Below are 11,330 nucleotides of genomic sequence, written 5' to 3' on the forward strand. Positions count from 1 at the left end.
AAATATATTCTCAAGAGAAGATGGCTTGATGATGAAAAAGCGACTTTACAGGATCTTTCTTCTGAATTAAAGGTTTCTGTAGAGAGAGTAAGGCAGATTGAAAACTCTGCAATGAAAAAGGTTAAAGAGATTATTCTAAGAGAAAGAGAACTTGATAATCCTTCTTCAGAAAAGATTCTAATTTCTCATAAAAAGAGAGATTAAAAAGAATTTTATAACTTTTTTATTCTTTGATTGGAGGATAAAAGGGTTTTCCCCAGTTTTCGCTTTTATCTGGATTTTTCATCATAATGATGAGCATCTGTGGAATGATCTCCATTAAGAATTCGGCACCATCATCGATCTGAATTCTGTTTTTTACACTTCCACATGTAGCACCACCATGCACAAGCTGATTTCGTATTGTATATAGTCTGTCAAAAACCAGTGCCAAAAGTGTTTCGGTGTCCTGTTTTTCTAGGCAACCTATAGCCACGTTATTTATATTTTTAAAAGATTCTTCCCAGTTTTCGGCATATTTATCGCCGTTAACATAATCCCAATATTTCTGATATGTGTAATGATTTTTTAGGATCATGTTTATGCACTTTGAAAACTTGTTCCAGACAATGTTATTAAGTGATTTTTCTGTATCCAGATAGCAGATATCTCTTATGAAAGTTTTAAATCTTTCCTTGTCACCTTCTTTTAACGATCCACAAAGATCTCTACCGTAGATAGCATTGAAAGATATCCATAAACTGATAAAAGTAAAATCAAGATTGTCTTCTGACTCTGTATAAAAAATACGTGCTTTTTTCAACCAGCTCAATGAGCGGTGAAGTCTAATTCTAAACTGTTCATCAAAAGAATTCTTATTTACAATATAGTAGTTTATTGCATTGGATATCATACTGTTACCTGATAGCTCCCTTTATGTTCTTTTTAATAAGACTTCTATGTCTTATTTTTACGCTGACACCACGTTTTATAAATCTATCTGCTAGACTTTGGGCAATATAAACAGATCTGTGAAAACCGCCGGTACAGCCGATTGCTACAGTTAGATAACTTCTATCAGAACTTTCTATTGGTTTTAATATTCCATAGATAAGATCATCAATCTTGTCTATATATGCACCTACTTCCGGATAATTGGAGAAATAATCCTTTATTGGCTTTTCAAGTCCACAGTATTCTCTTATAGAAGGTTCCCAATAAGGGTTTGGAAGAAATCTTGCATCAAAAACAAAATCAGCATCCTTGGTAATACCATCTTTGAATCCAAAAGATTCAAAAATAACAGCAACTTCCTTAAAAGGTTTACCTTTTATAGTTGTAATTACCTGTGTACAAAGCTCATGAATTGACATATTTGTTGAGTCAATTCTTAAGTCTGCAACAGAAGATATATTTTTTAAAAGTTCTGTCTCTTTATCAATGGCTTCTTTTAAGGAAAGATTATGAAGGGATAAAGATAATGGATGAAGTCTTCTTGTCTCTGAATATCTTTTTATAAGAACCTGATCATCTGCATCAATAAAGATAACAGTACTATTTACAAAGGGATCATGAATGGTCTTATTATATATATCGTTAAGTTCAGAATAATCTTCTGTTAAAGGAATGTTTCTTATATCAATAGAAACGGCAATTTTAGGATATGTCTTCTTAGCCATTTCAATCAGATCTTTTAAGAAAGCAAGTGGAAGATTATCAATACAGTAGAAACCTAAATCTTCTAAGGCATGTAAAGCAACAGTTTTACCAGAGCCCGATCTACCAGAAATTACAACTAGTTCTACTTTGTTTTCCATATCATTACCTAGTTTTCATTGATCATTGTTGTGTCAACTATTATGTGTTGACTGCTATCGAGCAATATGTCTATCTGATTTAATATTATTTCTATCTTTTTAATTTCATTTTTAGCTAATCTCAAAGAGTTTAGCAGATCATTATTTGATAGTACTTTTGTTATATTCTGTAAAAGAGTTTCTGATTTTTCAACATTGTCTTTTTTATTAAAAAACATACTAAAAGCAATGTCTATAAGCTGCTCATCGGCATCAATTGAATTAAAGGTGATAGGTTTATTGAGAATACATAGAATTGCAAAGGAAGGTGTTTTTCCTTCGAATACAGTATGAGGAATAGATATGCCTGGATAAAAGACAGTTGAACCTAAAGTTTCTCTCTTATTCAGTGCATCAACTATATCATCAGCGTCTGTATTAATTATAGAAGCTGCGCACTGTGCGATTTCTTCAAAAAGTCTTTTCTTGCTGAAACAGAATAAAGGTGCAAGTATTTTGGTTTCAGGAAGTATTATCAATTTATCACCTACAAACTAAAAGGCCCTGCTAATACAGGGCCAGATAACTCGAAGCAGAAAATATAATTATGACTTGAGCTTGTCCTTATATTTTACTAGCTGAGCATCAACCTTATCGATTAATCCGTCAATAGCTGGATACATACTCTCGGCAGTGTGTTCAGCGTGTAAATTTCCGCCAGCAACAGCTAAATCAGCTTTCGCAATATGGTCGAGCTTTTCTACTGTCAGTGTAATAGAGATTGAGGTAATAATATCACCTTTACGCTCTAGACGCTTGAACTTGTCATTAACATAATCTTTTAATGACTGAGTTACTGTTGTACCAACACCGTGAATTTTAATATCCATATTTACTTCCTTAACCTGATCTTAGTGCCAGGTGATTGATTGTTGTTATTTTTATGTAACCTACACTTTAATAATAGTAATAAAATCAAAAAATAAAAGTATTTAAGTAACATTTTTTGAAATATTTACTTTATATGAATTAAAGCGAGATTATGTTCAACCTTTTAATAAAGAAGTAAAAAAAATCTTGCATTATCAAAAATTTATAGATACGAGCATCAATTTATTCTGATAAATGGCTTATATTAGCTGTTTTCTCATAGATGATGCAGGAATACCTATAGCTTCTCTGTATTTTGCTACTGTTCTTCTAGCTACATTCATACCACATTCATTTAGTAAATCAGAAATTTTATTATCTGATAGAGGTTTTTTAGGATCTTCACCTGAAACTAATTCTTTTATCTTAGCTTTAATTGCTGTTGAAGATGCTTCAGATCCGTCTTCTGAACCTACAGATGAGGAGAAGAAGTATTTAAGCTCATAAGTTCCTTGAGGTGTGTAAATGAATTTTTGAGTAGTAATACGAGAAATAGTAGATTCATGCATGCTGATTTCTGTTGCAACATCATTGAGAACCATAGGCTGCATAGCACATGCACCTTTTTCCATAAATTCTTTTTGATGTTCAACAATGCATCTTGATACCTTCAGTAAGGTTTCATTTCTTTTTTCGATGCTTTGAATAAACCAGTTTGCTTCCTGCATGTAATCCTTAAAGAATTGTTTTTCTTCCTTTGTTGTAGCATGGTTTGCATAATTTCTGTAATCTTCGTTTATGCGAACCTTTGTATTTGCACTTGGATTTAATTCAGCTGTATAGCTTCCATCGCTTCTTTTTACGACAATAACATCAGGAATAATGAAATCTGTTTTTTTAGAAGGAGAAAAATTGCCTGGTCTTGGATTCAGAGAACAAATAAGAGCCAGAACCTTTTTTAGTGCTTCTTCTTTGAGAGATAACTTTTGGCAGATGCCTCTGTAATCCTTGTTTGCAAGAAGGTTTATATACAGTTTAATAAGTTTGCTTGCTGTATCTTTGTATGGTGTATCTGAAGGTAATTCATTTAACTGAATTAAAAGACATTCTTGAACATTTCTTGATCCAACACCTATAGGATCATAATGCTGAACAATTTTTAAAACAGTTGTAACATCTTCTAGTTCAATATTGATTAAAGTGTCTTTTAGCGATTCATAGATACTTTCTACTGATTCTGATAAATAACCTGAATCGTCAATGGCATCGATAATTGAATGAGCAATCAGTTTGTCATTTCCATCTAAAGGGGACAACTCAAGCTGCATCATAAGATGATCTTGAAGAGTTTCTGCTGTTTCTCCTTCATAAACACTGTCATTATCAATGGCCAGTCCTTTTGAACCACGTGGTGCAGCAGAGTAGTTATCATCAATTCTACTTAATTCTTGGGGACTGTTTAAGTTAGGATCCTGAACTGTATTATCTTTGTTTTCAGACTGAATGGTTCCGTTTTCATCTATGGTGCCAGAACTATCAAGACCATCTATTTCCTGACTTTTAATAGATGCATCATTATCGAAAGGATCATATTCACCATTTTCTGAATTCTCTTTTGCAATCATATCCTCATATGATTCTTCCATAGATGAATGATAATCATCATCTATTTCGAGCATTGGATTAAGATCAACAGTCTGGCGGATTTGTTGTTGTAATTCTATGGATGATAGTTGTAAAAGCTTAATCGCCTGCTGCATCTGAGGCGTAAGCATCTGACTTTGTGTCTGAGTGGCACGAGTTTTTAAGTTTAAATTAAGACCAACCATATAATTTACCCATAACTAAATTACATAGAGAAATCCTTTCCTAGATATACATCCTTTACTTTATCATTATTCAGTACTTCTTGTGGTGATCCTTTTGCAATTATCTGACCAGCATTAACAATATATGATTTTTCGCAAACATCCAATGTTTCACGAACATTGTGGTCAGTAATCAGAATTCCAAGACCTCTTTCTTTTAGATGCATAATAATCTGTTTGATGTCACCAACAGAAATAGGATCAACACCAGCAAAAGGTTCATCGAGAAGAATAAATTTTGGTCGTGCAGCAAGTGCTCTTGCAATTTCAACACGACGTCTTTCACCACCTGATAGAGCCATACCTACGCTGTCACGAAGTCTAGTAATGTTGAATTCTTCTAGCAGCATATCAACATTTTCTTTCTTTTCTGCTTTAGTAAGATTTGGTAATAACTCAACCACGCCCATCAGGTTTTCGAAAACAGTAAGTTTTCTGAAAATTGAGTTTTCCTGAGGTAAGTAACCAACACCAGCTTTAGCTCTAGCATGCATTGGAAGAGCAGTAATATCTTTATCATCAAGATAAACATTTCCACCATCAGAACTTACAATACCAACTATCATATAGAATGATGTTGTTTTACCAGCACCGTTTGGACCAAGTAAACCAACAATAGTTCCACTGTTTACGCTTATAGAAACGTCAGATACTACAGTACGTTTTTTATAGGTTTTCTGCAGGTGTAATGCTTTTAATTCACTCATATTTAATATCTAACTTAATCTTCTTTTTTATTTTTTAATTCGTTTGGAACAAATGTACTCTGAACTCTTCCGTTCTGGGCATTTCCGTTTGTAGCTTTTAATTGTTTTGTAACAGTGTTATAAACAATTTTTTCTCCATTTACATGAGAGTTTTCCTGAAATATGGTTGCTTTGCCAATCAGAATTATCTGATTTTCTGCAGGTATATATCTCATGATGGAAGAGCGCGAATTGATAACTTTACCATTATCCTGAGTTTGCTTATAAGTTGTTGGTTTTCCATAAGCAATAATCTCTTTTAATTCGCCATTTTTATTTCTTGTAATCTCAGCTCTTTGTGCGTGTATCTCAATAGAACCCTGTGTTGCAACAACTTCTCCAACAAATATTGCTTTATTGTTATTAAAGTCAGCTAGCTGCTCATTAGAAACTATATTTAATGGCTGTGAAGTATCATCCTTAAGAGCAAAAGCACTAGTCGAAAATAGGGATAAGCATAAAATGGCTACTTTAATACTATTTCTTCTTAGGGTAGTAAATTGCATTTGGTTTTCCCTTGTATTCTAATACATTACTGGTCAGGTCAAAACTGAAGTCTGTTCCTTCAGTAGAGAATGCCTGTCCAAAAATAGAAACTGTATCTGATGATGTAATCTTGTTTGTGTGAAAATCGTATTTCAGACTGAATGCTGTTGCCTTCTGAATAGGTGCATTTTCAAAACCTGGTGTTAGGACAACATCTTCACTGATTGTTGCATACTCATTTAATAGCATTGATCCTCTTTGACCTTTCAGATGCCATACATCCATACCTTTGTCTGTATATGTATAGCTTGTTATAAGAGGATTTTCAAAAAAGTACAAACTTCTATCATTGAAATATGTAAGTTTTGTACTAGTTAATGATTTTTCAACTTTTCCACTTTTTCCATAAGTGCTTATTGTTGAATCATAAGCAATAAAAGTCGGTAATCCTTCAGGAATTACAATCTTTGTTTTAAAGAATGTATTTGTGTACAGATATAGTAATCCACAGACAATACTGAGAACAAAAGCGATAAGAATCGATCTTTTAGTAACGTTCATCTGCATATCCACCATCAAAATTCATGATACCCTTAGACATTAAAATAAGATCGCAAAGTTCACGAACTGCACCACATCCACCTTTTAGGGTAGTAATATAATCTGATTTAGATTTTATGAAAGGATGAGCATCATTTGGACATACAACGACGCCCGCTACTCTGAACATAGGCATATCGTTAAGGTCATCGCCAATAGCAACAACCTCATCAAAACCAATGTTTAATGATTTGCAAAGTTCTGTAAGAGCCTCTTTTTTATCACTCTGTCCCTGCATTACATGTTCAACTTTCAAATCTTTCATTCTTCTTTGAACTAAAGGAGCCTGTCTGCCTGTGATTACAGCTGTGTGAATTCCTTCCTTGAACAGAGCAACAATACCGAATCCATCTTTAACATTGAATTTTTTTAATTCAATAGATTCGTTATCGTAATAAATACCGCCATCAGTTATTGTTCCATCAACATCAAATACCAATAGTTTTACTATAGATAATCGTGATAGCAGATTTGGATCTATTTTGCCGTAGCAAGTATTAATCTTTTCCATATGACCCCATTGAGTAGTTATCATCCATTATAGCAAGTAATGTGCCATTTACTAAGAAAAGTTAGTTTATTATTGAACTGATTGCAAAAAAAATATGAATAGTAATAAATACAAGATTGTACCTATATTTAAAAAAAGGTGTTCTAGTTATAATATGGTAATCAAAACTGTATTTGGATAGTTAAAATGAATTTTGAAAGTTTAATTGAAGTAAAGGATGTATCTTTTTCTTATTTGAACAAACAGATATACAAGAATTTAAGCTTGTCTATTCCTAAAGGAAAGATTACTGCAATTCTAGGTCCTTCAGGTACTGGAAAAACCACCATTCTTCGACTTATAGGAGCTCAGCTTGTGCCTGATAAGGGTGAAATTCTATTTGACGGTATAAATGTGCATTCTCTTAGAAGAAAGCAGTTATACAAATTAAGAGAAAGAATGAGTATGCTTTTCCAAAGCGGAGCTCTTTTTGCAGATATGACAGTTTTTGAAAATGTTGCCTTTCCATTAAGGGAACATACAAAACTTTCAGAGGATCTCTTAGCAGATGTTGTTTTAATGAATCTTGAAGCTGTTGGTATGAGACATGCTGCAAATCTATATCCATCAGAGCTGTCAGGTGGTATGGCTAGAAGAGCTGCACTAGCAAGATCTATTGCTCTTGATCCTGACCTTGTTATGTATGATGAACCATTTGTTGGTCAAGATCCTATTACCAAGGGTGTATTAGTAAAGTTAATTTCTGATATAAACAAATCTCTAGGTAAGACTTCGATTGTGGTTACACATGATGTAAAAGAAATACTAGAAATAGCTCATTATGTGTATATTCTTGCAGAAGGCAGTGTACTAGGTCAGGGAACCCCAGAGGAAATACTAAATAGTACAGATCCTCGTGTAAATCAGTTTATTCGCGGTGATTTTGATGGACCATATGCTTATAAACTTAAGGGTGAAGATAATTATATTGAGGAGCTTTAATTGATAGAATTTGTAGGTTCTTTTGGAAGATATTTCTTAAAGAAATTATCTTCACTTGGAAGATCAACACTTATGTTTTTTCATACAGTGTTTGTTTTCCCAAGTATAAAAAAGACATTTCCTTTATTGGTAATGCAGATTTATTTTGTGGGTGTACAGTCCATAATTATCATTATTGTATCTGGCCTGTTTATAGGAATGGTTTTAGGTCTGCAAGGATTTAATATTCTTAAAGATTTTATGGCCACAGGATCACTTGGAAGTCTTGTTTCTTTATCTATAATCAGAGAATTAGGTCCTGTTGTTACAGCACTATTATTTGCAGGTAGAGCAGGTTCAGCCTTAACTGCAGAAATTGGTCAGTTAAAAGCATCTGAACAGCTGAATGCTATGGAGATGATGGCTGTTGATCCACTTCATAGAATTGTAGCTCCTAGATTTTGGGCTGGAATGATTTCCCTTCCAATCCTGTCCATTCTGTTCTGTCTTGTCGGTATATATGGAGGCAAGCTTGTAGGAGTAGATTGGTTAGGACTTGATGAAGGAATCTATTTTAGTTCAATGCAGTCTAGTGTTGAATTAGGAGCAGATCTTGTACCGATGTTAATAAAGTCAGTATCTTTTGGTTTTGTCTGCACTTGGATAGCATTGTTTAACGGTTATGATTGTAAACCTACCTCAGAGGGTATCAGCAGAGCCACAACAGCAACTGTGGTTCAATCATCATTAGGAATTCTAGGAATGGACTTTGTCCTTACAGCTTTAATGTTTTAGGAAGTAGAAAATGAAATACGCAAAAGCAGAAATTTTTGTTGGATTATTTATGTTGCTAGGCATTATTGCTGCAACAGTTCTAGCTTTAAAGGTAGCAGGTTTAGTATTGGACACCGATACAAAAAATTATAGAGTATATGCAAAATTTGAGAATATCGGTTCTTTACGCGTAAGAGCTCCTGTTAGGATTGGTGGTGTGCTCATTGGTAGAGTAACAGCTATTAGTCTTGATAAGGAAACTCTATCCCCTGTTGTTGAAATAGGCATCGAAAACAGATATTCAACAATTTCCTCTGAATCAAAGGCATCAATTCAGACTGCAGGTATTATTGGAGAACAGTATATTTCAATTACACCTGGTTTTTATGACGAGGAAATGGGAACTACCTATCTAAAAGATGGAGACTATATTAAGGACACTGGTTCTGCTTTAGTTCTAGAAGAGCTAATTTCAAAATTTGTCTTTAATTCAGAGCAGGACAAGAAAAAAGAAGCTGAAAAAGAAGCAGAAATAAACTAATTAAGAGGAAAAGCAAATTATGAAATCTTTAATAAAGTTATTCGTTGCAGTTGTAGCGCTTTTATCTTTTAACTGCGCAAATGCTCAGGAAAATCCATATGAGCTTGCAAACACAGTTGCTCACAATACAATTGTTCAGATTAAGGCAAACAAGGATTCTTTATCAGACAGAGCAGTAGCAGAAAAAATCATTAACGAAAACCTTATGCCTCATATTGACGTAAAGTACGCTGCATATAAGGTGATAGGAACTTCTTTGAAGAATACAACAGCAGAACAAAGAGAAAATTTTACAAAAGCTTTTGCTGAAAATATGAAGAATTCTTTTATTAAGGTTCTGACAAAATATACAAGCCAGGAGATAAGTCCATCAGCTGTTAAAGCTGTTCCTGCAGATGAAACTTTAGTTTCCGTAAAGATGAATATTCATGAGGAAGGAAAGAAGGATTTAGAGCTTGTTTTAAAACTTCGTAAGAACAAAAAGACAAATGTATGGAAAGCATATGATATGGTAGCAGAGAATATATCTATGTTAGAATCAAAGGTATCAGAGATTTCTCCTATTATTAAGAATCAGGGAATTGAAAAGGCTATTGAGATCCTTAATAGCAACGAAACCAAATAATACTGAGGAATCATATGCAATTCGAAAAGTTAAGTTTTGATGTAGTACCTGATATTTATGAGAAAAAAGATCAGTACTTCAAAGATGACTGTGTTGATTTAAAATCCCTAAAAGTAATTGATGCAGCAGGAATGGCCTTTCTAGTTAAATGGGCAAAAAGCAGAGAAGACAGAAAACTTAAACTTTTGAACACACCGTCAGATGTTATTAATCTGATAAAAACCTATAGACTGAATGTCCTTTTTGAGATTGTAAACTAATGGCTGTACAAGAACATTTTGAAGGCTTTGATCAGGCACCTGACGAGCAAAGTCGTTCAGCACATAAACGAGAGGCTCAGGCCTTAAGAAAACTTGTTGAAAAGATTGCTGACCTTGGCGATCAGAGTTTTAAAAAACTTGTTTTAGATCCACAGGTTAAAGAGGCCTTAATCATTGCCAGATCTTTAAAACCTAGAAGTGATGAAAGAAGACGTCAGCTTCAGTATGTAGCTAAAATTCAGCGATCATGTGAAGATTTCGCCTCACTTGAAGAGCAGGTTAACATGCTTGGAGCATCTTCTAAGGAAGATCCTAGAACAATGCGCTTTGAAAAATTAAGAGAAAACCTAATAGTTGGTGATGTTTCTGTTCTAAATGCTGTCTGTTCTTTGATTAAGGAAATTGACAGAAATAAGCTTCGTACTTTAGTTAAGAAAGCAAAAGTTGAAGCAGAAGGTGATCTTGAAGCAAGTAAGCCAAATTCCAGAGCTTTGTTTAAATACTTAAAGAGTGAGTTTACAAAAGCAGGAATCGACGTACCAAACGAGTTAATCAAGTAACTTCTTCTCAATTATTAGTCTGACCACTTACCTAAACCGTAAACTTCATTATAGTTATTTCTCTTTTAGATAGTGGTCAGACTTTCAAATATAATTTTCTATAAAAAACACTGTTATAAAAGATTTGTCTGACCTAATCTCACTCCTTAGTCAGTACTTTTTATGATCTCAAAACTTAATGGTTCTAGGATAAACTGTATATCCCCATCTTCGTTTACTTGAAGAGTTTTTTCATTTTGGGTAATAAGTCTCTCATATTTTTTCTTATCAGCTATATCTTTTGATATTGTAATAAGCTTTGTTTCGTTTGAAATGTTCATTACATATATGAAATCACTGTCATTTGAGTGAGTCTTTTTTACAGAGAATATATCTGAGTTTGCTTTTAGCAAAAACAGTTTTCCATTAGATAATGAGTCATGTTCTGATCTTAATTTCATTAGATATGAGAAAAGATTTTTTGTCTGTTCTTCTTGTTTTGTAAAACCAGAAATTTTTCCATTATCTCTTGAAACATGGTCATCATAAAAATCCATAACAGATACTTTTTTATCGAAATTTGGGACTTCCTGACCAATTTCTTCTCCGTAATAATTTGTGATTGGACCCGATGGTACAAGAGCTAAGAATGATAGAGCTAGATGTACTCTCTGCCAGTAGCTGTCTTGCAAATCTGCTCTTTGAATAAGATCGCCAAATCTAACAAGATCATGATTGGTTATCATGAAATTAGGCATTGCATGAGATGGGAAGT

16 protein-coding genes and 1 pseudogene are annotated in these 11,330 nt (G+C 33.6%); 7 read left to right on the forward strand and 10 right to left on the reverse strand.

Annotation, left to right across the window (positions count from 1 at the left end; translation table 11 throughout):
* Positions 1 to 204, forward strand: a 204-nt coding sequence (locus tag ACJML3_RS01705; protein ID WP_406020077.1) for a sigma factor-like helix-turn-helix DNA-binding protein, incomplete at its 5' end; no start/stop codon positions are given.
* A gap of 19 nt (positions 205 to 223) precedes the next feature.
* Here ACJML3_RS01705 and ACJML3_RS01710 read toward each other — a convergent pair.
* The 9 genes from ACJML3_RS01710 to kdsC all read right to left on the reverse strand — a co-directional run bounded on the left by ACJML3_RS01710 (position 224) and on the right by kdsC (position 6,856).
* Positions 224 to 892, reverse strand: coding sequence for a hypothetical protein (locus ACJML3_RS01710; RefSeq protein WP_406020078.1), 669 nt, complete (start codon positions 890 to 892; stop codon positions 224 to 226).
* Positions 893 to 896: 4 nt separating this feature from the next.
* Positions 897 to 1,796, reverse strand: coding sequence for an RNase adapter RapZ (gene rapZ, locus ACJML3_RS01715; RefSeq protein WP_406020079.1), 900 nt, complete (start codon positions 1,794 to 1,796; stop codon positions 897 to 899).
* Between the two features lie 8 nt (positions 1,797 to 1,804).
* The gene (locus tag ACJML3_RS01720; protein WP_406020081.1) at positions 1,805 to 2,314 is read right to left on the reverse strand and encodes a PTS sugar transporter subunit IIA; all 510 of its coding nucleotides are present in this window, start codon (positions 2,312 to 2,314) and stop codon (positions 1,805 to 1,807) included.
* A 66-nt stretch (positions 2,315 to 2,380) separates the two neighbouring features.
* Complete coding sequence (hpf, locus tag ACJML3_RS01725) at positions 2,381 to 2,665, reverse strand: ribosome hibernation-promoting factor, HPF/YfiA family (protein WP_219938124.1); 285 nt, start codon at positions 2,663 to 2,665, stop codon at positions 2,381 to 2,383.
* 240 nt (positions 2,666 to 2,905) lie between these two features.
* Positions 2,906 to 4,474 carry an RNA polymerase factor sigma-54 gene (locus ACJML3_RS01730; RefSeq protein ID WP_406020084.1) on the reverse strand — a complete coding sequence of 523 codons (1,569 nt, stop codon included), beginning with the start codon at positions 4,472 to 4,474 and terminating at the stop codon, positions 2,906 to 2,908.
* Between the two features lie 20 nt (positions 4,475 to 4,494).
* Complete coding sequence (lptB, locus tag ACJML3_RS01735) at positions 4,495 to 5,220, reverse strand: LPS export ABC transporter ATP-binding protein (protein ID WP_406020086.1); 726 nt, start codon at positions 5,218 to 5,220, stop codon at positions 4,495 to 4,497.
* Positions 5,221 to 5,234: 14 nt separating this feature from the next.
* Positions 5,235 to 5,765, reverse strand: a complete 531-nt coding sequence (gene lptA / locus ACJML3_RS01740) for a lipopolysaccharide transport periplasmic protein LptA (RefSeq protein WP_406020088.1) — start codon at positions 5,763 to 5,765, stop codon at positions 5,235 to 5,237.
* Positions 5,737 to 6,306, reverse strand: a complete 570-nt coding sequence (gene lptC, locus ACJML3_RS01745; protein WP_406020090.1) for an LPS export ABC transporter periplasmic protein LptC — start codon at positions 6,304 to 6,306, stop codon at positions 5,737 to 5,739. Before lptC ends, lptA begins: the two co-directional genes overlap by 29 nt.
* The gene (gene kdsC, locus ACJML3_RS01750; RefSeq protein ID WP_406020092.1) at positions 6,293 to 6,856 is read right to left on the reverse strand and encodes a 3-deoxy-manno-octulosonate-8-phosphatase KdsC; all 564 of its coding nucleotides are present in this window, start codon (positions 6,854 to 6,856) and stop codon (positions 6,293 to 6,295) included. The genes lptC and kdsC overlap by 14 nt, the downstream gene beginning before the upstream one ends.
* A 186-nt stretch (positions 6,857 to 7,042) precedes the next feature.
* Here kdsC and ACJML3_RS01755 point away from each other — a divergent pair, with 186 nt between their 5' ends.
* From ACJML3_RS01755 to yjgA, 6 genes are read left to right on the forward strand one after another with little or no spacing between them, the layout of a single operon-like run.
* Positions 7,043 to 7,837 (forward strand): ABC transporter ATP-binding protein, encoded by a 795-nt coding sequence (locus ACJML3_RS01755; RefSeq protein WP_406020094.1) that lies wholly within the window; start codon positions 7,043 to 7,045, stop codon positions 7,835 to 7,837.
* Positions 7,838 to 8,611, forward strand: a complete 774-nt coding sequence (gene mlaE, locus ACJML3_RS01760; protein WP_406020096.1) for a lipid asymmetry maintenance ABC transporter permease subunit MlaE — start codon at positions 7,838 to 7,840, stop codon at positions 8,609 to 8,611.
* A 10-nt stretch (positions 8,612 to 8,621) separates the two neighbouring features.
* Positions 8,622 to 9,131, forward strand: coding sequence for an outer membrane lipid asymmetry maintenance protein MlaD (mlaD, locus tag ACJML3_RS01765; protein WP_406020098.1), 510 nt, complete (start codon positions 8,622 to 8,624; stop codon positions 9,129 to 9,131).
* A 19-nt stretch (positions 9,132 to 9,150) separates the two neighbouring features.
* Positions 9,151 to 9,756 (forward strand): phospholipid-binding protein MlaC, encoded by a 606-nt coding sequence (locus ACJML3_RS01770; protein WP_406020100.1) that lies wholly within the window; start codon positions 9,151 to 9,153, stop codon positions 9,754 to 9,756.
* Between the two features lie 14 nt (positions 9,757 to 9,770).
* Entirely contained in the window at positions 9,771 to 10,016 is a 246-nt protein-coding gene (locus ACJML3_RS01775) for a lipid asymmetry maintenance protein MlaB (protein WP_406020102.1), read from the forward strand.
* Positions 10,016 to 10,576 carry a ribosome biogenesis factor YjgA gene (gene yjgA / locus ACJML3_RS01780; RefSeq protein WP_406020104.1) on the forward strand — a complete coding sequence of 187 codons (561 nt, stop codon included), beginning with the start codon at positions 10,016 to 10,018 and terminating at the stop codon, positions 10,574 to 10,576. The genes ACJML3_RS01775 and yjgA overlap by 1 nt, the downstream gene beginning before the upstream one ends.
* 146 nt (positions 10,577 to 10,722) lie before the next feature.
* On the opposite strand, the pseudogene ACJML3_RS01785 reads toward yjgA, so the two are convergent.
* Positions 10,723 to 11,330, reverse strand: a pseudogene (locus ACJML3_RS01785) (hypothetical protein); the annotation flags it as partial.

The organism is Succinivibrio sp., assembly GCF_045124615.1.
In the GTDB taxonomy this organism is placed as follows: domain Bacteria; phylum Pseudomonadota; class Gammaproteobacteria; order Enterobacterales; family Succinivibrionaceae; genus Succinivibrio; species Succinivibrio faecicola.

Excerpts from the sequence above, each read along its gene's own strand:
- ACJML3_RS01710 (WP_406020078.1), bottom strand. The coding sequence starts at position 892 with ATGATATCCAATGCAATAAACTACTATATTGTAAATAAGAATTCTTTT.
- rapZ (WP_406020079.1), bottom strand. The coding sequence starts at position 1,796 with ATGGAAAACAAAGTAGAACTAGTTGTAATTTCTGGTAGATCGGGCTCT.
- hpf (WP_219938124.1), bottom strand. The coding sequence starts at position 2,665 with ATGGATATTAAAATTCACGGTGTTGGTACAACAGTAACTCAGTCATTA.
- ACJML3_RS01730 (WP_406020084.1), bottom strand. The coding sequence starts at position 4,474 with ATGGTTGGTCTTAATTTAAACTTAAAAACTCGTGCCACTCAGACACAA.
- lptB (WP_406020086.1), bottom strand. The coding sequence starts at position 5,220 with ATGAGTGAATTAAAAGCATTACACCTGCAGAAAACCTATAAAAAACGT.
- lptA (WP_406020088.1), bottom strand. The coding sequence starts at position 5,765 with ATGCAATTTACTACCCTAAGAAGAAATAGTATTAAAGTAGCCATTTTA.
- lptC (WP_406020090.1), bottom strand. The coding sequence starts at position 6,306 with ATGAACGTTACTAAAAGATCGATTCTTATCGCTTTTGTTCTCAGTATT.
- kdsC (WP_406020092.1), bottom strand. The coding sequence starts at position 6,856 with ATGGAAAAGATTAATACTTGCTACGGCAAAATAGATCCAAATCTGCTA.
- ACJML3_RS01755 (WP_406020094.1), top strand. The coding sequence starts at position 7,043 with ATGAATTTTGAAAGTTTAATTGAAGTAAAGGATGTATCTTTTTCTTAT.
- mlaD (WP_406020098.1), top strand. The coding sequence starts at position 8,622 with ATGAAATACGCAAAAGCAGAAATTTTTGTTGGATTATTTATGTTGCTA.
- ACJML3_RS01770 (WP_406020100.1), top strand. The coding sequence starts at position 9,151 with ATGAAATCTTTAATAAAGTTATTCGTTGCAGTTGTAGCGCTTTTATCT.
- ACJML3_RS01775 (WP_406020102.1), top strand. The coding sequence starts at position 9,771 with ATGCAATTCGAAAAGTTAAGTTTTGATGTAGTACCTGATATTTATGAG.
- yjgA (WP_406020104.1), top strand. The coding sequence starts at position 10,016 with ATGGCTGTACAAGAACATTTTGAAGGCTTTGATCAGGCACCTGACGAG.